This window comes from bacterium (genome assembly GCA_019695335.1).
Lineage (GTDB): Bacteria > CLD3 > CLD3 > SB21 > SB21 > JABWBZ01.
The window spans coordinates 1-23,441 of record JAIBAF010000015.1; the positions used below are offsets into that span (position 1 = coordinate 1).

General features: G+C 41.8%; 22 protein-coding genes. 15 read left to right on the forward strand and 7 right to left on the reverse strand.

All coding sequences use genetic code 11. The features are described from left to right. From K1X84_05545 to K1X84_05585, 9 genes are all read left to right on the forward strand, one after another. Window positions 1-1,044 (forward strand): hypothetical protein (locus K1X84_05545; GenBank protein MBX7151083.1); only part of this gene is annotated, 1,044 nt, incomplete at its 5' end. 169 nt (window positions 1,045-1,213) lie between these two features. Next, the gene (gene lptD, locus K1X84_05550; GenBank protein MBX7151084.1) at window positions 1,214-2,563 is read left to right on the forward strand and encodes an LPS assembly protein LptD; all 1,350 of its coding nucleotides are present in this window, start codon (window positions 1,214-1,216) and stop codon (window positions 2,561-2,563) included. A gap of 13 nt (window positions 2,564-2,576) precedes the next feature. After that, window positions 2,577-3,677 carry a cytochrome c3 family protein gene (locus K1X84_05555; protein MBX7151085.1) on the forward strand — a complete coding sequence of 367 codons (1,101 nt, stop codon included), beginning with the start codon at window positions 2,577-2,579 and terminating at the stop codon, window positions 3,675-3,677. A 30-nt stretch (window positions 3,678-3,707) separates the two neighbouring features. Further along, window positions 3,708-4,088: a hypothetical protein gene (locus K1X84_05560; GenBank protein MBX7151086.1), complete on the forward strand. Its 381-nt coding sequence runs from the start codon at window positions 3,708-3,710 to the stop codon at window positions 4,086-4,088. Window positions 4,089-4,114: 26 nt separating this feature from the next. Continuing rightward, complete coding sequence (locus K1X84_05565; GenBank protein ID MBX7151087.1) at window positions 4,115-4,705, forward strand: cytochrome c family protein; 591 nt, start codon at window positions 4,115-4,117, stop codon at window positions 4,703-4,705. Between the two features lie 263 nt (window positions 4,706-4,968). Then, entirely contained in the window at window positions 4,969-5,298 is a 330-nt protein-coding gene (locus K1X84_05570; GenBank protein MBX7151088.1) for a cytochrome c, read from the forward strand. A 149-nt stretch (window positions 5,299-5,447) separates the two neighbouring features. Then, window positions 5,448-7,604, forward strand: coding sequence for a cytochrome b/b6 domain-containing protein (locus K1X84_05575; protein MBX7151089.1), 2,157 nt, complete (start codon window positions 5,448-5,450; stop codon window positions 7,602-7,604). An 18-nt stretch (window positions 7,605-7,622) separates the two neighbouring features. Next, window positions 7,623-10,382, forward strand: a complete 2,760-nt coding sequence (locus tag K1X84_05580) for a cytochrome b/b6 domain-containing protein (GenBank protein MBX7151090.1) — start codon at window positions 7,623-7,625, stop codon at window positions 10,380-10,382. 74 nt (window positions 10,383-10,456) lie between these two features. Then, window positions 10,457-11,950 carry a NapC/NirT family cytochrome c gene (locus K1X84_05585; GenBank protein MBX7151091.1) on the forward strand — a complete coding sequence of 498 codons (1,494 nt, stop codon included), beginning with the start codon at window positions 10,457-10,459 and terminating at the stop codon, window positions 11,948-11,950. A 28-nt stretch (window positions 11,951-11,978) separates the two neighbouring features. On the opposite strand, the gene arsB is transcribed toward K1X84_05585, so the two are convergent. Genes arsB through K1X84_05600 form a run of 3 tightly spaced genes read right to left on the reverse strand, consistent with a single transcriptional unit; the run spans window position 11,979 to window position 13,817 of the window. Further along, complete coding sequence (arsB, locus tag K1X84_05590; protein ID MBX7151092.1) at window positions 11,979-13,028, reverse strand: ACR3 family arsenite efflux transporter; 1,050 nt, start codon at window positions 13,026-13,028, stop codon at window positions 11,979-11,981. Beyond that, a complete protein-coding gene (locus K1X84_05595; GenBank protein ID MBX7151093.1) occupies window positions 13,028-13,444 on the reverse strand; it encodes an arsenate reductase ArsC in 417 nt (138 codons plus the stop codon). Before K1X84_05595 ends, arsB begins: the two co-directional genes overlap by 1 nt. A gap of 28 nt (window positions 13,445-13,472) precedes the next feature. Next, complete coding sequence (locus tag K1X84_05600; GenBank protein MBX7151094.1) at window positions 13,473-13,817, reverse strand: metalloregulator ArsR/SmtB family transcription factor; 345 nt, start codon at window positions 13,815-13,817, stop codon at window positions 13,473-13,475. 167 nt (window positions 13,818-13,984) lie between these two features. Here K1X84_05600 and K1X84_05605 point away from each other — a divergent pair, with 167 nt between their 5' ends. After that, window positions 13,985-14,986 (forward strand): alkaline phosphatase family protein, encoded by a 1,002-nt coding sequence (locus tag K1X84_05605; protein MBX7151095.1) that lies wholly within the window; start codon window positions 13,985-13,987, stop codon window positions 14,984-14,986. Window positions 14,987-15,000: 14 nt separating this feature from the next. Here the strand turns inward: K1X84_05605 and K1X84_05610 are convergent, their stop codons facing one another. From K1X84_05610 to K1X84_05625, 4 genes are read right to left on the reverse strand one after another with little or no spacing between them, the layout of a single operon-like run. Further along, on the reverse strand, window positions 15,001-16,167 hold the full coding sequence (locus K1X84_05610; GenBank protein MBX7151096.1) for a metallophosphoesterase: 1,167 nt from the start codon (window positions 16,165-16,167) through the stop codon (window positions 15,001-15,003). A 24-nt stretch (window positions 16,168-16,191) separates the two neighbouring features. Then, a complete protein-coding gene (locus K1X84_05615; protein ID MBX7151097.1) occupies window positions 16,192-17,286 on the reverse strand; it encodes a VWA domain-containing protein in 1,095 nt (364 codons plus the stop codon). Window positions 17,287-17,298: 12 nt separating this feature from the next. Beyond that, a complete protein-coding gene (locus K1X84_05620) occupies window positions 17,299-18,288 on the reverse strand; it encodes a prenyltransferase (GenBank protein ID MBX7151098.1) in 990 nt (329 codons plus the stop codon). Continuing rightward, entirely contained in the window at window positions 18,285-18,746 is a 462-nt protein-coding gene (locus K1X84_05625; GenBank protein MBX7151099.1) for a PaaI family thioesterase, read from the reverse strand. Before K1X84_05625 ends, K1X84_05620 begins: the two co-directional genes overlap by 4 nt. Window positions 18,747-19,017: 271 nt before the next feature. On the opposite strand from K1X84_05625, the gene K1X84_05630 reads away from it, so the two are divergent. From K1X84_05630 to K1X84_05650, 5 genes are all read left to right on the forward strand, one after another. After that, window positions 19,018-19,692: an outer membrane lipoprotein carrier protein LolA gene (locus K1X84_05630; GenBank protein MBX7151100.1), complete on the forward strand. Its 675-nt coding sequence runs from the start codon at window positions 19,018-19,020 to the stop codon at window positions 19,690-19,692. Further along, complete coding sequence (locus K1X84_05635) at window positions 19,679-20,308, forward strand: hypothetical protein (GenBank protein MBX7151101.1); 630 nt, start codon at window positions 19,679-19,681, stop codon at window positions 20,306-20,308. Before K1X84_05630 ends, K1X84_05635 begins: the two co-directional genes overlap by 14 nt. Window positions 20,309-20,323: 15 nt before the next feature. Continuing rightward, window positions 20,324-21,562 carry an exodeoxyribonuclease VII large subunit gene (gene xseA / locus K1X84_05640; protein ID MBX7151102.1) on the forward strand — a complete coding sequence of 413 codons (1,239 nt, stop codon included), beginning with the start codon at window positions 20,324-20,326 and terminating at the stop codon, window positions 21,560-21,562. 140 nt (window positions 21,563-21,702) lie between these two features. Beyond that, entirely contained in the window at window positions 21,703-22,758 is a 1,056-nt protein-coding gene (locus tag K1X84_05645; protein MBX7151103.1) for a class I fructose-bisphosphate aldolase, read from the forward strand. Then, window positions 22,755-23,432: a DUF2259 domain-containing protein gene (locus K1X84_05650; GenBank protein ID MBX7151104.1), complete on the forward strand. Its 678-nt coding sequence runs from the start codon at window positions 22,755-22,757 to the stop codon at window positions 23,430-23,432. The genes K1X84_05645 and K1X84_05650 overlap by 4 nt, the downstream gene beginning before the upstream one ends. Window positions 23,433-23,441: the final 9 nt, after the last annotated feature.

The window sequence follows — 23,441 nt, forward strand, 5'->3', positions numbered from 1 at the left end:
GATTATGCAACGGTTCCGGGTGAATCGCTTGGATTAATCGATTGCGCTACTTGCCATAGTTCATTACACACAGAATACACACTGGACGACATTGTTTTCACGAACACTGCTGCCGTTCCTATGACGATGTGGAAAGGCGCCAAAACTATCAATTTGACACAAGACGGTGGTGTATCCAATCTTTGCGTGAAATGCCATCAACCGCGTCCTTTGACCAAAGCAAGCCTTACTGATAAAGTTACGACGGATGCCGATTCACTTCGTTTTAACGGCGATGTTTTGGATTATGCCGGTTTAGCCAGTGCACCAGCCGACACTTTCTGGTCCAATCATGATATATCAGCAAACGTACTTTTCCCAAGCTACAGAACGCATGTTCACTATGGAGTAGTTGGCGCTGTGTTTGCGGGACAAGGCGGTGTTGAATTTGCAGGAACAGAAGCCTATGGTAATTCATCGCACACGACGGTTGCTTCCTGCCCGGATTGTCACATGGCTGATGTTTATCAAAGAGGCGGCGGCCACACATTCTTTATGCGTGGAACGGATGCTGAACTTGGTTTGACTTCCAGCACGACATGGAATTTCAATGGTTGCAATGTTTCCGGATGCCACTCAGCAGCCCCGATCAGCGCTACTTCGAGTAAATTTACAACACCGAGATCCAATCAAAAGACCAAACTGAACACCCTTGCTGCTAAACTGAATGCGCTTGGTGGTGCAACGCCGATTCTGCACGTCAATACTGATCCTGTCAGCAATCTCTGGTACGGTCTGACAACCAATAATTATGATGGATATTTGGATATCTATGATCCATCAACGAATCCTGCCGGTGCATGGAGAAATCCGAATCCCAGCAGTTCATGGTCAACGGCACAAAAGAATACAAACAATGCATTGCCTAACTTCCCTTCGTTGACGAAGAGAGATATGGGTGCGATGATCAATTTCCAATTTGCATTGAGAGAATACAGCTTGGGAATTCATAACACGACCTACACGAATGCTTTATTGACGAATACGATTGCTTTGTATCCATAACAAATTCGGACATGGGATTGACTTTTATGAAGAAAGGCTCCACAAATCGTGGAGCCTTTTCTTCGATGTAAATAAAAAAATAATTTTAGATTGAATATTTTTATCGCAATACGTACTTTACAAATGCTTATCACTTCTCTAAACTTTCCCTGCATATGAAGAGGTCACAATGAAACCGATACAACTGCTTTTCGTGTTGACTTTCTTGCTCACCGGAATGATTCAGTCGCAAACAATGAATGCACGTTTTTCCACGTCCGTATATTCGTGGGAAGATCAGTTTACCGACCAAACTGCCGCAAAAAGTTTTCGTGGTTATCAAACGGCGATGTTTCAGGTGAACGGATTGAAATGGGATAACCTGTCATTCAATACTTATTTGCGTTCGACGTATGACTTCGGAACGGAAAGCAAGGATAATCCGGACTATCGCATTTACAATATGTATTTGCGGTGGAGAGCATCTGAAAAAGCTAAAAACAAACTGGATGTACAAGTCGGTCGTCAACAAGTTTTTACCGGTATGCGTAGCCCTACGATCGACGGAATTCGAGCAGACTATAGTTACGATCATAATTTTAATTTTATGGGTTATTTCGGAGCCCTTCCTCCGGCTGATGGAGGAGCATCTGCTTTGAAACCTTTCCAGCGAAGAAGTTGGGGAATAAAATTGTCGACTTCAAAATTCTGGGCCACCAATGCATCGATTACGTATTTTGATAAAAGCCGTGAAGGGCCGTTTTATCACACTGAAAATTCTCTGGGTTTCGACAGTCTTGTTACAAGGCCTGACTTGAAAGAAAGGGTTGTTGGTTTCGATGCTAACAGAATGTTCTTCAAAAAAATTAATGTTTTTGCGAATGCACAATACAATGCGTTAGAAAAAAACATTCAACGCGCATCAGGTGATTTTCAATATACTCCGAATAGCGACTGGTTTGTTGCAGTACAATACATGTATCGGCGACCTTTATTGCTTTATAATTCAATTTTTAGTGCATTTGATGACGTTCGGAGCAATCAAGAAGTATGGATGCGAGTTCATTACCGTATTAATGAGTTGTGGGGTGTGAACGGTGAATACGCCAATGTGTTCTATAAAATGAAGGATGCATGGCGATATGGACTTGGAATTAGTTTCATGCGAACCGGGCTTCAATATCAACGCCGTATGGGTTATGGCGGAACGATGGATGCATTTACTGCTTCAGCGTATTATCCGGTCAATAGCCGTTTAAAGATCAACGGGGCATTGTCGTATACACGATTTGATTTAGCCGACGATATTACCGCGGGTATTGTAGACCCGACCACTGCATCACCGGACGTTTTAAGAAATACCAATACAGCCTGGTCGGCTGTTGCTCGGATTAATTATCAAATCCTGCGTTCGTTTAACATAGATGTTGAAGGACAAATTCTTTCGCAGAACCTTAAAAGCTCACCGGTTTTTGCCGGAAGCAAATACGATGTACGTTTCTTCGTAAGAGCTAACTACTGGATTTTTAAAAGAATCTAACCGGTGAAAAAATATGAAACCATTTAAATTCAAATCATTGGTCATTTTGCCCTTTACGGCATTTGTATTGCTCTTATTGGGTCTTTCGGGGATCGGGCATATCACAAAGTCAGGGCTTTTTCTTCCGTCTCAAGTCGTGTCAAAACTGGTAGGAGGGCATAACTACCATGATGTTTATAAGGAAGAAGACCGTAGCAAATTGATCAAATTCAGCCATGCCTACCACAAAACCGAAGTCGGCGCTGAATGTGCTCAATGTCATAGCGGCGTTGAGAAAAGTACAAAATCCACTGACAATAACTTAGGTCTGATGGAAGATTGCTACGCCTGCCATGATAAGAAAAAAACCGATTGTTCAGTATGCCATATGGAAAAATCGGAGCCTTATTCGGCATTCGCCAATCCTAAACGCGAATTGGTATTTTCTCACAAGCAACACATTGATGCCGGATCTAAATGTGAAGACTGTCATACCAATGTCGGAGAAAAGGGATACGTCAATACCAGTTTTCTTCCGACTATGGAGTCATGTATGGGATGTCACAATGGCGTCAAAGCCAGTAATGATTGTCAAACATGCCACACGGACATTCGTTTTATTAAACCAGCCGATCACGTCGGCGATTTTATGAGAACGCATAAACAAATTGTTGCAACTCAGGGCGATGTAAATTGCGTTATGTGCCATTCTTCCGAAACATGCGAAGAATGTCATGAAGGCGGCAATCTCGAAAAATTCAAAAAGCATAATGATTTTACAACCTCTAAAGGTGCTTCCGGTGTAAACGGCAATAATTCGATGATATTACAACGTTCACACTCATTGGATTATCTTTTTACGCATCGTTTTGATGCAAAAGCAAAAACTTCCGATTGCCAATCGTGTCACGAAACAGAGACTTTCTGCGTCCAATGTCATACTCAGAATCCAAAAGTATCAAAACCTGCGGGCCATGATGCCGCGGGCTTTGTAAATTTCACGGCCGGATCCGGAGGAGGATTGCACGCATCATTGGCGAAAAAAGATATGGAAAATTGTGTTTCCTGTCACGAATTAGAAACCGGAGATGTTACGTGTTTGCAATGCCATACCAATGACGGGAAAAGACGATAATATATAACCTACGACGTAAGGTTGAAATTTATGAAAACTTATGCATTCTTAAGCGGTATTTTCTTAATGATAGCCATTCTGGCTGGTTGCAGCGATTACCGGAGTATTACTGCCAGCGCCCCGCCGCCACCGCCACCGCCGGATTATGTCACGTACGATGCTAATATTAAACCCATTCTTGACAGCAAATGTATTGGGTGTCACAACGCTACGGCTCCGCTCGCTAATTACAACCTGACAACCTATGCCGGTGTTTTGGGTAATGGAACTGATGGCGCACCAAATGCGATTGCCGGCGATGCTACCTGCCGATTGATCACTCAGATCCAAACCGGTCATGGCGGATTGACTCAGAATCAAATCGATCTGATTTATCAATGGGTGGTCGATGATATGTTAAGACAAAATTAACACCAATTATAGAAAGGAGAACCGTCTTGAAGACTTCATTAGTGCTCATCGTCGTCGCGATGTTTCTTGTATCGTTTAATGTGCGTTATTACATTGAACCTTCAACGGAAGGCGACGAACAAGATCAGACTCAACGCGTATTTGTTGGCGCAGACAAATGTAAGCCTTGTCACATGTCTCCTAAAAAAGGCGCCCAATATAAAAAATGGAAAGAAGAAAAACACTCTCAAGCTTTTGCAGCCTTAGCTTCTGATAAAGCAAAAGAATATGGGGCCAAAGTCGGTGTGACCAATCCTCAGGAAGATGGTAAATGTCTCAAATGCCATATTGATGGTTACGGTGTTGATGCTAAGTTTTTAGGCGAAAAATATAACAAAGCCGATGGTGTTGGCTGTGAATCGTGTCATGGTGCAGGCGGCGATTATTGGACCAAAGAAGTAATGACCGATATCTCTGCAGGTAAAACAGATGGCGCCACAGTCGGTTTAGTTAAACCCAATGAACAAACCTGCAAACGTTGTCACAATGAAGAATCGCCTACATTCACCGGATTTAATTTTGAGGAATTTTCAAAGAAAATTGCTCATCCCATGCCAAAAGATGCTACCGGAGGATAAGTGGGCGGACAAAAGATACTTCGTTTGATGCGTCCGAAGTGAACGTTATTTGTCAGATAAAAATTGTAAGAACGCTTTAACAAATCCGCGCAGGCGAAACAAGGTTTTGTTAGAGCGTTTTTATTTGAAAAGGCGCATGACCAAAATCATATCTTTCGATGATGAAGCTCTTTGAAGATTGAATGGGATATGATTAATTTATAAGCAGTAGGATGCGTCTTGCTGCTTAACTTCGGTAAAACCGAAGAAGAAAGGAGAAAAAGATGAAAACGCTGCTATTGATTTTTGCCAGTGTCGGCGTGATTAGTCTTTTTGGGTCGAGTGGTTATACTCAAACCAAAGACGACGGAAAGACAATTTTTTTAGCGACCAAATGCCAACTCTGTCATTCCATTCAATCAGATGGAATTGAACGAAGCGGAAAAAAAGAGTACAGTGATCTATCTAAAATCGGCGCTAAAAGGACGGCTGATTGGATAATGAAGTATCTTAAGAAACAAGAAACGATCGATGGCGTTAAGCATATGAAAGTGCTGACCAATAACGATACGGAGATCGAAACTCTCGCCAAATGGCTTGCTTCACACAAGTGAAAGAGCTGTTGGTTTTAATTAAAACTTACCATGCACCTTTTCATCTTGCTTTCAAAGAGTTAAGTTATAACTACCGTCAGTCCTACGTTGAGGATTGACGGTATTTTTTTAAATGATTGAAATTTTGAAATAATTCGTCAGGTGACACGATGAAATGTTTAGTAAAATTATTAATGGCATGTTTCTGCATGATCTTGGGGGTATCAGCTTTGTTTGGGCAGACCAATCAAACATGTTTAGAGTGCCACAGTGACAATTCATTGACGATGACAAAAAACAAAAAAGAAGTTTCTTTGTACGTCAATGACAAAATTTTGAGTCATTCCGCTCATTCGAAGGTCGCGTGCGTCGCGTGTCATACTGGATTCAATCCGGATGATATCCCGCACAAAGAAAAAATAACACCGGTCAATTGCCTTTCATGCCACAACAAAGCGCTTTTGAAACATCAATTTCACATCAATATGGTCAGCGCGACCGGAACGGATGGGAAAAAAGACGTTTCCTGTAAAGGATGTCACGGGACACACGATGTTCAGCTTACGAAAACCGAGGGAGCAAAATTCAGTAAAGAAAATTTAGTCAATGCCTGCGGATCATGTCATACAGATGTAAAAGAAAAATTTATTCATTCAGCACATGGTGAGGCGTCAAGTAAAGGATCGAAAGACGCTCCCAATTGTTTGACCTGCCATCAAAGCAATATCACCCGGGTTACGGCCGCAATGGATTCCGTTCAGCTTAAAATCGCACAGGAAAAAGTCTGTCTTTCATGCCATTTAAATAATCCCAATGTTGCCGATAAAACGGTAAGAGGAACCAAGTTCATTGAATCGTACGAAAACAGCATTCACGGCTCACAACTCCGGGGCGGCAATGCCAAAGCGGCTAATTGCGTCAGCTGTCATGGCAGCCATGAAATGAACAAAAGTATTGTTGAAAGTTCACGCGTCAATAAACTTAACATACAATCGGTGTGCGCAAAATGTCACGAGAAAATCGAACATGAGTTCAGTACCAGCGTCCACGCAGCAGCCGTCGCGAAAGGTAACAAAGATGCGCCGGTTTGCACCGATTGTCATGGCGAGCATAACATTCTTAAACATGATGACCCAAATTCTCCGGTGTCATCACGAAATTTATCACAACAGGTTTGCGGAACTTGTCACGCGTCCGTCAAATTATCACAGAAATACGGTTTATCTACCGATCGATTTAAAACTTTTTCAGATAGTTTTCATGGATTAGCAGCCCGAGGTGGTTCGGTAGAAGCTGTCAACTGTGCAAGTTGCCATGGTGCGCATAATATTAAACCTCCGGGCGATTCGACGTCAACGGTCAGCAAAGATAATCTGACGAAAACTTGCGGGAAATGCCATCCTGGAGCCAATAATCGGTTTACAGTCGGTTCGGTGCATTCCAGTGTCGAAGAAAAAGAAGATCAACCGATATTGTATTGGATCGCCAACTTTTATATTTGGATGATCGTGGTTGTCGTTGGTGGAATGTTTCTACACAATTTCTTTGATTTTCTTAAGAAGATCCGAAGAAAATTAGCAATACAAAGAGGGGAAATTGAAGAAGAACATGTTGGGCATGCTTTGTATTTACGCATGACCGTCAATGAACGTATCCAGCATGCCACTTTGGCTATCAGTTTCATCCTGTTGGTTGTTACAGGATTCATGTTACGATATCCTGAAGCATGGTGGGTCGTAGCCATTAGAAATATGAGCGACCATGCATTCGAGTGGCGAAGCTGGATACATCGAATTGCCGGCGTTGTCATGGTTGTCGCCAGCCTGTACCACATCATTTATGTTTCATTTACTGTACGGGGCCGCCAACTGATAAAAGATCTTGTCCCGAAAACAAAAGATATGTTTGACGCTATTCATGTGATGAAATATAATTTTGGGCTTCTCAAAGAAAAACCGAAATTTGAGCGCTTTGGTTATGTCGAAAAGGCTGAATACTGGGCATTGGTGTGGGGCACGATTGTCATGGCGTTAACGGGGGCAATCATGTGGTTTGAAAACGCATCGATGGGCATGTTTACAAAACTCGGCTGGGATATTTCACGGACCATCCATTTTTATGAAGCCATTCTGGCAACTTTAGCAATTATCGTCTGGCATTTTTATTTTGTTATCTTTAATCCGGACATGTACCCAATGAACCTGGCATGGTTGACCGGGAAAATATCCGAAAAAGAAATGATGGACGAACATGCGCTTGAACTCGAGCAGGTTAAAAAACTGGAAGCTGATACTGAAAAACGTAACAAACCCGCGTCCGAAGAATAAGAAGTTATTTTAATGCAAATGAAAAAGATAATCACAATTTTGTTGTCTCTCGCGGCATCATCGTTGTTTGCTCAGACCAATAACGATTGCTTTGACTGTCATGACGATGTGACTTTAACGGTCACGCGCGCTGGAAAAGAAGTATCGTTATACGTCAACAAAAAGAAATTTGCGTTTTCATCGCATAAAGATGTCCAATGCGTCGGATGTCATGCTGAATTGGCCGGTAAAGAATTGCCGCACGAAGAATTTGTATCAAAAGCGCAATGCGTTCCTTGTCATGCCAGCGCACAAAAATTTTACGACGAAGGATTACATGGCACAGCTTTTAAACAAGGTGATCGTCTTGCACCGACGTGCATTACCTGTCATGGATCGCCGCATGAAATCCTTTCGAAAACGAACCCCATATCGCCTGTAACTGCAATCAAGATTCCTGAACTTTGCGGACGTTGTCATCACGAAGGATCGCCGGTTCAAATCAAATATGACATCCCGCAATCCAATATTCTGGAAAATTACTCCGAAAGTATTCACGGAGAAGGTTTATTGCATAAAGGATTAGCTGTTAGCGCTAATTGTGCTTCATGCCACACACCGCACCGGATTTTGCCTCATACGGATCCCCGTTCGTCAATTGCGCGGACTAATATTGCAAAAACCTGCACCAAATGTCATCAGGCCATCGAAGTCGTTCATCAAAAAGTCATCAAGGGCGAATTATGGGAAAAAGAAGCCAATGTTTTACCGGCGTGCGTCGATTGCCATCAACCCCATAAAGCCCGCAAAGTTTTTTATGATCAAGGTATGGCCAATAGTGACTGCATGATCTGTCACGATAAAAAAGATCTAAAAGCCAAAGACGGACGTTCGATGTATGTTGATGACCATAAAATGCTCGATTCACGTCACAACAAAACCGCCTGCAGTCAATGTCACGTAGGTGTAACGCCTATCAATAAAGAACGGCCATGTGAAACTCTGACGCAAAAAGTTGACTGTGCAACGTGCCATGCTCAAGTCGGCGATGATTACAAAATCAGCACGCACGGAAAACTGCACGCCAATAATGATCCAAATGCGCCGGTTTGTGCTGAATGTCACGGCACGCATTTCATTCAAGGTAAAAATAATCCGTTGTCTCCGATTTTTGCATCGAACATTCCTAACCTCTGTGCCCGGTGCCACCGCGAAGGCGAAAAAGCGGCTGTACGATATAAGGGTGAACAGCACGATATCATTGAAAATTATCAAGAGAGTATTCACGGTAAAGGCCTTATTAAAAGCGGCCTTTTGGTTACCGCCAAATGCACCGACTGCCATTCGGCTCATCGTGAATTACCTAGTTCAGATCCGATGTCTACGGTGCATTTCAGCAACATACCCGAAACATGCGGAAAGTGTCATAGTGGCGTAGAAGAAAAATTTAATCAAAGTATTCATTCTGCGGCCGTCTCCACATCCGATAAAAAACTACCTGTGTGCAATGATTGCCATACGGCGCATACGATTCGCCGGACTGATGAAACCGGATTCATGCTCAATATTACAAATACGTGCGGTAAGTGTCATGAGGATATTACCAAAACGTATTTTGATACTTACCACGGCAAAGTTTCTCAGTTAGGTTACACGAAGACCGCAAAATGTTACGATTGCCACGGTTCGCATGATATTTTACCTATTTCCAATTCTAAATCGCATCTCAGCCGGGAAAATGTCGTTGCGACTTGCCAAAAATGCCATCCTGAAGCGAACCGTCGTTTTGCGGGCTATCTTACGCATGCAACCCACCACGATCCGAATAAATATCCTTATCTGTTCTGGGTGTTTTGGGGAATGACCGGTCTTTTAGTTACAACGTTTTTCTTCAGCGGACTTCACACGCTATTATGGCTGCCTCGCGCATTGCAAATGCGGCACGTTCATAAAGAATATGTCGTCGATCCGAATGAAAAACAGTTTCAAAGGTTCACGCGCCTAAATCGTATTTTACATATTTTCATGATTGTCAGTTTTATTAGCCTCGCTCTGACCGGGCTTACGTTGAAATTTTCAAATACAGGCTGGGCCAAATTCTTGTCACAGCTTTTTGGAGGATTCGAATCTGCCGGATACATTCATCGTGTTGCTGCCGTAATCATGTTCGGTATTTTTGTTACACACATCACGGATTTGATTAAGAGCAAACGGAAAAATTTTAAGAGCTGGAAAGCGATGATTTTTAGTCCCGACTCGCTGATGTTTAATAAAAAAGACTTGAAAGATTTATGGGGTTCAATTAAGTGGTTTCTCGGGGTAGGCAAACGACCGGAGTACGGGCGGTGGACGTATTGGGAAAAATTTGATTACTTTGCCGTATTCTGGGGAATTGCCGTTATCGGATCGACGGGATTATTACTCTGGTTTCCTGAATTATTTACAAACGCTCTTCCGGGATGGGTTATTAATATTGCCACGATCATTCACTCTGATGAAGCCCTTTTGGCTGTAGGTTTTATTTTTACGGTTCACTTTTTCAATACGCATCTTCGTCCTGAGAAATTTCCTATGGACCTTGTTGTATTTACCGGGCGTATGCCATTGGAAGAATTTAAACGCGACAAGCCCGCGGAATATGAAGCGTTGGTGGCCAGCGGTGATTTGGAGAAATATTTAGTGGAGCCTTATCCCGCAATAGTGATCAGAGTGATCCGTATTTTCGGCTGGACGGCGCTAACCATAGGCTTCAGCATTGTCATTTGGATTATTTACGCCATGCTATTTTCATATAAGTAGGTTGCTGTTTTTTTAAATAGGCCGAATAACTAACATGTCATAGATCTTATGATCGACAATTATTTTGGAGCCTTATGAAAAGAATATTTCCCAATTCATTTTACAATATTTGGTCGCTTTTAGGCGCCGGCTTGGCGGGCTTGAGTCTTGGCCTTATTTTGTTTTTGCTTGTTCTTGAGGCAATGGCTGAGCATTCGAAGCCATACATGGGAATTATTACGTTTATTATTTTGCCAATTTTTCTTGTTCTGGGATTACTTTTGATTGCGTGGGGAATCTGGCGCGAACACAGATTGCGGGCTCAAGGCAAAACCTCTGAAGGTCACTTACCGAAAATTGATCTCAACAATCCAAAACACCGTACAGCGTTTAGCTTTTTTATGATTGGAACGATTTTATTTCTTGCACTCAGTGCGTTCGGAAGTTTCAAGGCTTACGAATATTCCGATTCCGACCAATTTTGCGGCGAAATTTGTCACAACGTCATGCATCCGGAATACACGGCGTATCAATTTTCACCGCATGCCCGGGTCGGCTGTGCGCAATGCCATATCGGGTCGGGTGCAGAGTGGTTTGTCAAAGCTAAAATTTCAGGCGCCTATCAGGTTTATTCTGTTATTTTTAACAAGTATTCCAAACCCATTCCGACCCCGATTGAAAACTTACGCCCGGCACAGGAAACATGCGAACAATGCCATTGGCCGAAACATTTTTTCAGTGAAAAGCAAAGACACTTCGATTACTTCATTTCGGATGAAAAAAACACGCGGTGGTCGCTTAATCTATTAATGAAAATCGGTGGCGGTAATAACGAACAAGGTGCGACATCCGGTATTCACTGGCATATGAATATAAAAAATGAAATTACTTATGCGCCGCTCGATTCATCCCGGCAAACCATTCCATGGGTCAAAGTCAAAGGTCCTGACGGCAAGGAAAGTATTTACAAGAGTACGGAAGTAAAATTCAGCGACGAACAAGTTAATAGCGCTCACAAACGCCGTATGGATTGTATAGACTGCCATAACCGCCCGACGCATATTTATCACCACCCGTCGCGTTCAGTGAATGAATTGATGTCAATTGGCTGGATTGATCGGAACTTGCCTTTCGTCAAAAATGTGGCCGTGCGCGTTCTGAATACCCCCTATCTTACTAATCAAAATGCCATGGACAGCATTGCTTATCAGATTCGTGATTTTTACAAAGCGAATTATCCGGAAATGATCACGACTCATAGTGTGAAAATTGACAGCGCAATCGCGCAGGTTCAGAAAATTTATAATCGTAATTTTTTCCCAGAAATGAGAGTCAGCTGGAAGGGATTTCCCGACAATATCGGGCATATGTATTCGCCAGGCTGTTTCCGGTGTCACGATGGCAAACATGTGAATGAATCAGGCAAAGTTCTTTCGCGCGACTGCAACGTTTGTCATACCCTTTTGGCGCAAAAATTTGAAAATGATAAACAGGAAGTTTCAATGCAAGGCGTCAATTACCGGCACCCGGTTGATGTTGATAAAGCCTGGATGGAAATGAATTGCTACGATTGTCATCGAGAGGAATAAGGAATTTCTGTTAACTTCTGATGATGTTTTAAATTGCCTTTTCGAAATATTTTCTTTTAAGCCACAACGATACATCGACTAATAGTATCAGGACCGGAACTTCAACTAAAGGCCCTATCACTGTGGCAAATGCCGCCTGCGAATTGATTCCAAATACTGCTACAGCCACCGCTATTGCTAACTCAAAATCGTTACTGCCCGCCGTAAATGCTACCGTCGTTGATTTCTCGTAGGAATTTCCCATTTTTTTTGCTGCGTAAAAAGTCGTAAAAAACATAACGGCAAAATATAATGTGTATGGTATCGCAACGCGCAGAACGTCCGTGGGCAATTCAACAATTTTATCCCCTTTGAGTGAAAACATTACAAAAATAGTAAATAGCAAAGCGAAGGGCGTGAGTGGGGAAATTTTCGGGACAAATTTTTCGTGGTACCAGATTTTATCTCTGAATTGCAGTAACAAAATTCTTGTCAAAAGCCCGGCGCCGAAAGGAATTCCAAGATAGATCAAAACGGTTACAGCGATTTCACTGATCGAAACCTGGACTAAAGTTCCGTGCAAACCGAAAACCGGTGGAAGGATCGTGATAAAAACATATGCATAAACAGAATACAAAAAGACTTGAAACAGTGCGTTAAAAGCAACTAATCCGGCCGCTAATTCAGGATCTCCTTTTGCGAGATCGTTCCACACCAAAACCATGGCAATGCAACGGGCAAGACCAACCAATATCACGCCAATCATCAAATCGGGTTTGTCGGATAAAAGCAGTATAGCAAAGAGGAACATGATAAAAGGCCCGATGACCCAATTTTGAACGAGCGATAGCAGAAGTAATCTAACATTTCGAAAAACAATGGGCAATTCTTCATACTTCACCTTCGCTAATGGCGGATACATCATAAGAATAAGGCCAATGGCGATCGGAATATTCGTCATGCCTGAACTGAGAGAATCCCAAAAGCCGGCCATGCCCGGTAAAAAATAACCGGCAATCACACCGAAGAACATAATCAGGAAAATCCACGCGGTGAGATAACGGTCAAAAAAGGAAAGTTGTTTGCTGACGGCGTCCATTATATTTTTAATTTGAGGTAGAAATCATAAAAACGTTCGTTGATTTCGTCGCGTATTCTTCGAAATTCACCCAATATAAATTCCTCTGTTCCGCTGGCTTCGGCCGGGTCATCAAAACCGATATGCAGACGGTGATTGACTTTTCCGGTAAAAATCGGGCAGTTTTCTTGCGCATGCCCACATACGGTGATAACATAGTCGAAAGCTTTGTTAATAAATTCATCCGTGTTTTTCGGGTAGTTTTTACTGAGATCGATGCCAACTTCCGACATCACTTGAATTGCTTTCGGATGAACACGTTCGGAAGGTCTTGTTCCTGCAGAATAAACTTCCAATCGCGAATCAAACGATTTTAGAAATCCTTCAGCGATCTGACTACGGCATGAATTACCGGTACAAAGTATTAAAATTTTCATAATCACTCATATTTCGTTAAATAGCGAATTATTTACACAGTAAAGCGCGATCGACTTTGTTAATGGTAGCCCGGTCTTTTTTTATCAAATCAATGTCTTCTAACCAAATGTGCATCATTCCGATCAATGATGCTAATGCAGGGTCGGACGGTTTTCTATTGATAGAATAATTGACCCACTTTCCGTCTTTTTCTTCCAAAATATATCCGGATTCCTTCAAAATGCTCAAATGTTTAGATACCGTGGAAGGCGCGAGTTGCAATACTTCGGTAATTTCACAGACACACAGGTCTTTCATCTGCAACATTTTCAGAATTCTAAGCCGATTAGGGTCGGATACGGCTTTAAAAAGTTTGGCTTTATCAATCAGCATAAAAATCATTTCGTTATATGACGAAATATAGATATTTTATATAGAAAAACAAAAGAGTTTTTCTGATAACCATGCTGCAATTTAGTTTACAGGACATTTCGTTTGAAATGGATTTTATAGTACATATATTTGTACCGCTTGGTTTCACTTTTTGAATGTTAAATCCGATGAAAAAAATATTAACGGTCTTATTAGTCGTACTTGCAGCCGGTTGCGAAAATCCTTCGTCCGAACTCAAAGAGCCTTTGCCGGAAAAAAGTGCCGGAACTTTTCGCATTGCTTTTGGTTCGTGTGATAATCAAAACGAACCCCAGACGATCTGGAGCGCCATTGAGAATTCTAAACCTGATCTTTGGATCTGGCTTGGTGACAATATTTATGCCGACACCGATAATATGACAAAAATGAAAACTATGTACGAATTGCAAAAGAGTTTTGAAGTGTACAATCGCTTTAGGAAACAAGTTCCGATTATCGGTACTTGGGATGATCATGATCTGGGCTACGACAATGCAGGTAAAGAATATCCTCAGAAAAAAGCAAGTATGCAGCTTTGTTTGGATTTTTTGGGAGAACCGGCCGATAGCCCTCGCCGAAAACAGAATGGTGTATATGCCACGTACGAATTAAAAAAAGAAGGTGTTCCGGTCAGGATTATTTTATTGGACACACGTTATAATCGTGATCGGCCCGGCCCGAATAGCGATATGCTGGGTGAAGAACAATGGTCGTGGTTTGAAAACATTATTGAAACCGATACATCGGCGTTATGCATTATCGGCTCATCGAATCAGGTTTTTCCATTCGAACACTGGCGCGAAAAATGGGCAAGATTTCCTAAATCCAAAAAACAACTCATGCGGCTCTTAAAAGATCATACCGATAAAAAATTTTTGTTCATTTCCGGTGATCGCCACTATGGTGATATTTCTAAAATCGATGGTGTTATGCCGGCGCCTTTATATGAAGTTACTTCCAGCGGATTGACACATTATAAAGGCTTAGCTTGGTTTTATGCGGGCTTGGAAAAAAATAATTACAGAGTGAGTAAACCTTGGATTGGGCTCAACTTCGGTGTGATCGATATTGATATGACAATGAAGCCTGTCCGAGTTTCAATGTATATTTGTGATAAAGAAGGTTTTGTGCGAATAAAAGCCCGGGATTGAATTTCAAAAAACCCTTAAGCCTTACGTAAGGTAATAACGGTAATTTCAGGTCCCGAACCCAGCCTTAATGGTGGTCCCCAATACCCAGTTCCCCGATTGACATATATCCACATATTATCATGGTTGTGAAGGCCTTTTAAATAAGGTTGTCCTGCCGCAGCGAGAAGATTACCCGGGAAGAATTGCCCGCCATGGGTGTGTCCGGATAACTGCAGATGGAATCCGGCTGCATGCGCGGCTTCGACGCTTTTAGGTTGATGTGCGAGCAGAATTTTGACCAAACCTTCCGGCGCATCTTTGATAGCACGTTTCGGATCGGAAACATGACTGGGAATCATTGCTGAATAATCGGTAACGCCGGCCAAAACGATCTGTTGATTTTTATAATTGATCAGGCGATGCTCATTGAGCAAAACGTCGAATCCCAATCGAGAGGCTTCTTTGCACCAGGATTCCGCTCCGGAATAATATTCATGATTACCTGTAATAAAAAACATTCCGTACGGCGCTGTTAATTCCGTTAATGGAGCTACATCTTCCCGAAGCCACGATACGCTCCCGTCCACCAAGTCCCCAGTAAAAGCGATCAGGTCCGGTTTGAGTTCATTAACTTGACGAACAACCCTTTCCACAAATCCGCGTTTGATCGTCGGGCCGACATGAAGATCAGAAAACTGCACAATGCGAAAGCCATCAAATTCATCCGGTAGTTTATCGAGCGGAATTTCTATCGTTTCAACCGTTGCGCGGCGATGCGCTTCGTAAAATCCGTAGCCGGCTACCGCACTGCAAACAGCAGCTACTCCTAAATTAATGCTTTGTGTAAGAAACAATCGCCTCGACGGATCAACAGAATTTTCACCGGAGGTAAAAAGTTTGGTAATCAGCGTATGTGACAACCCAATCGTATCTTTGATCAGAAATGCCGTTACAAGCAATGCAAAAAGTCCTAAGCTGATGTAGCCGGCATACAGGAGCACATCCAGCCATACGCCTTCTTGTCGTTGTAAAAGCAAATAAAATCCGGCCAGCGGCATTAGGCATAATACAAAAATTATCGACCACCACATCGGTTGCGATAAACTGTAATGGGATAAAGCCGGCACAATCCTACGGCCGACATACCAATATCCAAGTGCCACAATGGCTGCCCACGTAAGAAAAAACCAGATAAATCGCATGAATATCCTTAAAAACCAGCAGTGTTAACGTAAATTTTTCCGACGATTACGGATGTAGTCGACAAATATGTATTGGCCAAGATCATTGAGGCCGGCGTAAAAAGCTCGTCCTTTGTTAGTCTGAGTCAATGTTTCAACAAATCGCGTCAGATACGGATCATCGGTAATCATAAATGTTGAAATAACGACGCCGTCTTTTTTGCATTGCGCCGCTTCGTTTAAAGTCTGATTGACAATTTTGCGATCAAGACCGTACGGATTTTTGTACAATTGACCTTCTTCCCAAATGCAGGAAGGTTTTCCGTCCGTGATCATAAAAATTTGTTTGTTCTGATTACGGCGTTTGCGAAGGATTTGTCGTGATAGCCGCAAACCTTCTTTGGTATTGGTGTGAAAGGGACCGACTTGAATATACGGAATGTCTTCCAAATCGATTTGTTTGGCATCGTCACCAAATGTAATAACATCGAGCGAGTCTTTAGGATAACGAGTGAGGATCAATTCCGTCAGCGCGAGCGCAACTTTTTTGGCCGGTGTGATACGGTCTTCACCGTACAAAACCATGCTGTGACTAATATCAATGGCCAGAACGGTAGCGCATGAAGTCAGATGCTCGGTTTCATATACTTCGAAATCGTCTTCACGTAAATCAATATCGTCATTGTCACTATGTTTCATCGCATTGCTGATCGTTGTCATAAAATCGATGTTTGATGGAGGATCGCCGAATTGATACGGTTTAGTTTCGCTCAATCGTTCGACCCCTTTGCCGGTATGATCGGTTTCATGCAATCCTGACGGCGATTTTTTCAGCGATGAAAATATTTCATCAAGAGAATCCTGACGAATTTTCTTTTCGCCTTTGGGCGTTAAAACAGGCGTTCCGCCTTGCTGTTCTTCGATATATCCTTCGTCTTTAAGCTTCTGGAGAAAATCGTCGAACCCGAATTCATCCGAGAAAATTTTGTATTGTTTGTCCAATTCGGTCAGCCAATGCAGAGCTTCATTTACGTCGCCATTAGTGAAAAGCAGCAACTGATTGAAAAGTTTGAGAATATCCTCAAACTTCATGTTTTGTTTGATCAGATTATCGCGCCATTGCCCGTATTGAAAATGCATACCGTACTTTCTTTAACGATTCGTCACGAAACGAATTTTACCGAATTTTTTATGCAAATAAAAACTAACTGATATTGGAATCATCATCCAGAGAAATTGAATATTAATCCAACCCGTAAAAGCGATTGTGTAAACGATCATGGCCAACGTTACCCATTTTCCTTGACGGATAATGGAATCCGGTGAAAAAGGATTAGTTGAAATTTGTAATAATAACTGCACACCGGCACACAAGGTTAATAAATAAAAAACAGGGTGAATAAGAGCCGACAAGATTATTGAAAGAATCATTGAAGCCGAAAGCAAAATCATTACATACGTTTTGCTTTTTTTCAAACCTAAATAAACAATCGTTGTGTTTTTTTTCGGATTGGCATGCGTGTCGCTTTCAAAATCAAGGTAATGAAAAAGCATCATAATACCGATATAGATCAGGCCGGTCGTCGCTGCAAACGCCACGATATTCCACCGAACGGTGTCGGCTTGTACGAAATAAGTTCCGGTCATATTCAGCAAAATTCCGGTAAAGCCACCGAGCCACTCGCCGGCAAAAGGTCGATACGCCCAGCGAAAAGGCGGCATTGTATAAAAAATGCAAACAAAATAGCCGGTGAAAAAAAATATAAGACTTTCAATTCTTGTTCGATAACATAGGAGCAACATCAGAAGGAAACTCAAAACCGTCGTAATGATAAACATGATCCACAATTGCGGTATATCGGCCAAACCCGATTTGATAACTTTGCTTCCACCCGATTTTTCTCCAAGCTTTTTAAACCGGTCAGCGCCGCTCTGCCAGTCGAAAATTTCATTGACAATATGTGCGGGAAAACCCTGTACGAGTGATGCGATTGCCAGGGTAAGTATGAAATCAACCCAGTTAATCCGGCCTGAATCAAGATACGCTATAGCCGCGCTCATCATAACGGTTAACACAGCCCAGACAACCACGGCAAGAATTCGAAAAATCATGAACCATGCCTTCAGCGGTGCCAGCGTCATTTAATTTCCATTGGTTTAGTCAAAATAAAATTTAAGGTTGCTTTCGCTACGGGAGTATCTTCCGTGTCATATACATCGACATCAACGACATTGATACGTGAGCCTCTGCGTATGACTTGAGCATGAGCATTGATTCGGCTTTGCGCTCGTGCCAGATAATTGATGTTAAGCTGGACCGTGGCGAAACTCATCTGTCCATCGAAATATGTGGAGAGTGCAAACGCCGCAGCCGTGTCGACAAGTGTGGCCACAATTCCGCCATGAACGGTGCCTCCGCTGCGTACACCATTGGTTACTTCTTCGCTATACTCCAACGCCATATTGCAATAACCTTTTCTAACAGCGTCAATCGTAAATCCCATCATTTTACTGATGGCATGGTTTTTAAGTCTTTGCAAAAGCTTTTGACTTAATTCTTCAGATATCGATTCAAAATCTTCGGGATGTACACGTTTCATAGTAGTGATTGATGATGATATACTATTCAAACGAGAATCAACGCAGCAATATTCTGATTAAATAATATTATTCAAGATTTCGAAGAGATTCAATTGAAATATCTTTTAAATTTTTATAAAAAACGCATATCGGATATAACTTTCATTTACTTCCAGCGTATTTTCCGCTATTAATTACCAATTAAAATGTTGCTTGGAAGATTCAAAATCGCTATTTTCCAGCCGCATAGAGCTATATAAATAAAAATTTCTTATTTAAGAAAGTAATACCATGTTTCGTAATATTTTCTGGATAATAACATTGATTGCGTTCGGTTTTCGCTTCAGCTATGCTGGTGACGAAGAGAAAAAGAACGTGATGTCTAATATGAAAATCAACAATGACAAAGTTACTTCGTTGCAGGCGAAAATGAAACAACGGAAAACATCGTCATTTATGGACAATGAAGTAGTAAGCCGTGCCGTATTTTATTATTCCAAACCGGGCAAATATATGCTGGATCCCGGCAACAAAGAAGACAATCAATACGTGATCAATGGTAAAGAAATCTGGATGATTAATCACAAAAGCAAATCCGTCACCATCACCAACGATTCAGAATTAAATTTTTCACAATATATGATGGGCATTGGCAATTCGATGGATATGCTTGAAACATATTTTGACGTGAAAGTCGGTCCTAAAAAAGTCGAGAAAAAATTCAACTCGTTTAAGATGGAGTTAACGCCATTAAAAAACGGTAAGCTCGATGGAAAATTTGAAAAAGTAGTTATTTATATACGCGACGACCTCTGGTTACCGTATGGCGCAGAATTGTACGAAAATGATGGCGATACAACCATATGGGAATTCTCCGATTTTAAAATCAATCAATCGATTAAAGAAGATATCTTCAAACAAGAGGTGCCCAAAGGGTATACGGTAAAAAAGTATGAAAAAAAATAGGACGGAGGCGTGTGTGAGAAATCTGATGGTGTTCGTATTGGTAATAGCTTCCGTTCATTCTTCATGGTCGCAGGCCCGCCGAAAAACTCAACCGAAGTCTCAAACCAACGTGCAAGCAGGGGAAATTCCGCATTATCTTTCCGTAACAACTTCCATCAATAATATTACCGGCGTTTGTTACGAAATCGGCCTTCGAAACAAATACGGAGCCGTCAGCAAAAGTACCGTTTCATTCCTAGCCGGATATTCATCCCGTTACTCCGATTTTGAAGATCCCGCAACGTTTCAAATAAATAAAAAATGGATTCACGGCGTTGGGTTTGCGCTTGTATTGAATAACTATATTTATAAATTAAATGAAGGTTTTGTTTGGAATGCCGGTGTAACAGGAAATTTATTTTTTGAACATTCCGAAGTTGACAAAAAATTTTCCAACCAATTAAAAACGTATTCCGTCTTTTTTTTAGGCGGTTATCGTACTAAAATGAATGACCGTTATTTTATCCAGCCCAATATTGGCGTCGGCATCATGGGCTCCTCTTTCAAAAGTTCGACCGGATCAGAAATTAACGGGCTCTATCTCACCGGAGGAATAACCTTCGGATTTAAATTATAAAATTTAAAACTTTTTATGACTATGGACCTTTTTTCATCGTCCAAGGATTTCCTTGATGAGGAGCCAAGGAAACCAAAGGTCTATTCGGTAGTTGAAATTACCCGCCAGATCAAATTCCTGATCGAGGAAAGCTTTCCTTCTCTGATGGTACAAGGAGAGATCTCCAATTTTACCCGCCATGGTTCCGGCCATCTGTATTTCACTCTCAAAGATGAAATGGCTCAGATCAAATGCGTCGTTTGGAGATCGGATGCGGAAACGATGGATTTACCTTTCACCGATGGCAACAAAGTTATCGTTCGGGGCCGGCTGGCATTGTATGAAAAAGGCGGCTATTATCAAATGACAGTTTCCCAAATTCAACCGATTGGAACCGGGGAACTACAAGCGGCGTTTGAAAGATTGAAACGAAAACTTTTCGAAGAAGGTCTATTTGATGAAGTGCACAAAAAACCTATTCCGGCATTTCCCCAGACCGTTGGAATCGTAACTTCACCGACTGGCGCGGCTATCCGCGATATCATCAGCGTGTCCAAAAGACGCTGGCCGGGCGTTGAATTGATCTTGCGGCCAACAAAAGTTCAGGGAATCGGCGCAGCCGATGATATTGTCCGGGCGATCGAAGAATTTGAAGAATACCGATTGGCCGACGTACTCATCATTGGCCGAGGCGGCGGTTCACTCGAAGATTTATGGGCGTTCAATGAAGAAAAAGTTGCACGGGCGATTTTTGCATGTACGATACCAACCATCAGCGCCGTCGGACATGAAATCGATTTTACCATTACTGACTTTGTTGCCGATGTCCGGGCTGCAACGCCGTCTGCAGCGGCCGAATTAGCCGTGCCGGATCGGGCTGAAACACAACAACAGGTTCGTAATTTGAAATATACTTTGACGCAAAATGTCAGCAGCGTTATTGAACAGTATCGCGATGAATTGGAGCAATTACAAAATCGTTATGCGTTTCGGCAACCGGCCACAATGGTCGGTGAATACCGCCAACAAACAGACGACCTTGAGCGACAATTGGTTCGTAATTTTCGGCACCGGATCGGGCTTCTTAAACAAAAAACAGAACATATCGAAAAACATTTGTCTGCTCTCAATCCGCGAAACACCCTCAGGCGCGGCTATTCCATTGCGCGGCAAAACGGAAAAATTGTACAACGCGCTAAAGAGTTTTCAGGATCAAATGAAACAAGCATCGAATTTTTTGATGGTTCGGTCAAAATTATAGCAAAGAAAGAATGAAACACTCTTACGAATCAATAAAATGCAAAAAAAGAAATTAGTGTTTTTTGCACGGATAAAAATTTCAGATAAACATTGAAGCGACATTGAATTTTTAATACATTCAACGGCCAAAAATCTACTTACCGGGAGACACAACCATGATGAAACAATTAACCGAACTTTTAGGACAAGAAGCGGATAAACTTCTTAAACATCAATGCAAAGGAATTACAAAAGACCAACTGCATTTACCGGGCCCTGATTTTGTAGATCGAATTTGGAAAGACAGTGATCGTAATGCGCAGGTGTTGCGTAATTTACAAATATTGTTCAATACAGGCCGTTTGTCAGGAACAGGTTACTTGTCAATCCTTCCGGTCGATCAGGGAATCGAACATTCAGCCGGGGCATCATTTGCGCCAAATCCGATCTATTTCGATTCAGAAAATATCGTCAAGTTGGCCATAGAAGGCGGATGTAATGCGGTGGCGTCTACATTTGGCGTATTAGGAACCTGTGCACGGAAATATGCGCATAAAATACCCTTTGTCGTAAAAATCAACCACAACGAATTTTTAAGTTATCCTAATAAATACGATCAAATAATGTTCGGTTCGGTCAAACAGGCATGGGACATGGGAGCAGCTGCCGTTGGCGCTACAATTTATTTCGGTTCGGCTGAATCGTCCAGACAGATACAAGAAGTCACCCAGGCATTTGCGTATGCTCATGAACTCGGTATGGCGACCATTTTGTGGTGCTATACACGCAACAACGCTTTTAAAACTCCTGAAAAAGATTTTCATACGGCGGCTGATCTTACCGGACAGGCCAATCATCTGGGAGTAACCATTCAGGCCGATATTATCAAACAGAAATTGCCGACCAATAACGGCGGATACGAAGCATTGAAATTCGGTAAATTTCACAAAAAGATGTATGATACTCTGGCGACCGATCATCCTATCGATTTGACACGGTACCAAGTTGCCAATTGCTATATGGGCCGTGCAGGATTGATCAATTCAGGCGGAGAATCCAAAGGAGCAAGCGACCTTTCGGAAGCGGTAGCTACAGCCGTCATCAATAAACGCGCCGGTGGAATGGGATTAATTTCCGGCCGTAAAGCATTCCAAAAGCCGATGGCAGATGGCGTCAAAATATTGAATGCCATTCAAGACGTTTATCTCGAAAAAGAAATCACGATTGCATGATTCGTTATATTTGGTTTTTATTCCTTTTTAATTTTATATCTAAACAGGTAAACGCCGGGGATGAGTCATCATGCGCGGTCCTTGGTTTTTCTCTTGATGGCCGCTATGTTGCATTTGAAATGTTTGGGGTTCATGATGGAACGGGTTTTCCGTATAGCTCGGTTTTCATAGTAGACGTACCCGCTAATAAGTATTTGGTAGAATCATATGAAGTTGGGCAAGAAGAAGAAAACCAACATTGTGAAAATGTAGAACTCCAAATTCGGAAATTAGCTATTGAAAAAACTTCCGAAAAATTTGCCAAGTATCAGATTAGCTTCGGCAATGTTGGGCGTTCACAAAAACCTGAGAATATACTTCCACAATTTTTTCATTTTGTTGATGGCCAAATAAGTTACCAGATCGAAGTTATTGAAACTGAGTTGTATGGAAACAATATTACTCAAAATTGTAATGACGGATTTCCAGTCAAACGATTTAATCTAGAATTAACAATTGGAAATTCAATTTGGATACTTGAAAAAGACATAATTAAAGATTGTCCTTTTTTTCATTCTATTGAAAACGTTGTCATTTATAAAAACAGCATCGTGATTTTTATTCGTTATAGCAAACCAGGCTTTGAAGGTCCTGATTACAGACAAATTGCTTTAACATGTATGATCAAAACCTAGAATAAAAAA

Coding starts and splice junctions, on each gene's coding strand:
- lptD (MBX7151084.1), top strand. CDS start 1,214: ATGAAACCGATACAACTGCTTTTCGTGTTGACTTTCTTGCTCACCGGA.
- K1X84_05555 (MBX7151085.1), top strand. CDS start 2,577: ATGAAACCATTTAAATTCAAATCATTGGTCATTTTGCCCTTTACGGCA.
- K1X84_05560 (MBX7151086.1), top strand. CDS start 3,708: ATGAAAACTTATGCATTCTTAAGCGGTATTTTCTTAATGATAGCCATT.
- K1X84_05570 (MBX7151088.1), top strand. CDS start 4,969: ATGAAAACGCTGCTATTGATTTTTGCCAGTGTCGGCGTGATTAGTCTT.
- K1X84_05575 (MBX7151089.1), top strand. CDS start 5,448: ATGAAATGTTTAGTAAAATTATTAATGGCATGTTTCTGCATGATCTTG.
- K1X84_05580 (MBX7151090.1), top strand. CDS start 7,623: ATGAAAAAGATAATCACAATTTTGTTGTCTCTCGCGGCATCATCGTTG.
- K1X84_05585 (MBX7151091.1), top strand. CDS start 10,457: ATGAAAAGAATATTTCCCAATTCATTTTACAATATTTGGTCGCTTTTA.
- arsB (MBX7151092.1), bottom strand. CDS start 13,028: ATGGACGCCGTCAGCAAACAACTTTCCTTTTTTGACCGTTATCTCACC.
- K1X84_05595 (MBX7151093.1), bottom strand. CDS start 13,444: ATGAAAATTTTAATACTTTGTACCGGTAATTCATGCCGTAGTCAGATC.
- K1X84_05600 (MBX7151094.1), bottom strand. CDS start 13,817: ATGCTGATTGATAAAGCCAAACTTTTTAAAGCCGTATCCGACCCTAAT.
- K1X84_05605 (MBX7151095.1), top strand. CDS start 13,985: ATGAAAAAAATATTAACGGTCTTATTAGTCGTACTTGCAGCCGGTTGC.
- K1X84_05610 (MBX7151096.1), bottom strand. CDS start 16,167: ATGCGATTTATCTGGTTTTTTCTTACGTGGGCAGCCATTGTGGCACTT.
- K1X84_05615 (MBX7151097.1), bottom strand. CDS start 17,286: ATGCATTTTCAATACGGGCAATGGCGCGATAATCTGATCAAACAAAAC.
- K1X84_05620 (MBX7151098.1), bottom strand. CDS start 18,288: ATGACGCTGGCACCGCTGAAGGCATGGTTCATGATTTTTCGAATTCTT.
- K1X84_05625 (MBX7151099.1), bottom strand. CDS start 18,746: ATGAAACGTGTACATCCCGAAGATTTTGAATCGATATCTGAAGAATTA.
- K1X84_05630 (MBX7151100.1), top strand. CDS start 19,018: ATGTTTCGTAATATTTTCTGGATAATAACATTGATTGCGTTCGGTTTT.
- K1X84_05635 (MBX7151101.1), top strand. CDS start 19,679: ATGAAAAAAAATAGGACGGAGGCGTGTGTGAGAAATCTGATGGTGTTC.
- xseA (MBX7151102.1), top strand. CDS start 20,324: ATGACTATGGACCTTTTTTCATCGTCCAAGGATTTCCTTGATGAGGAG.
- K1X84_05645 (MBX7151103.1), top strand. CDS start 21,703: ATGATGAAACAATTAACCGAACTTTTAGGACAAGAAGCGGATAAACTT.
- K1X84_05650 (MBX7151104.1), top strand. CDS start 22,755: ATGATTCGTTATATTTGGTTTTTATTCCTTTTTAATTTTATATCTAAA.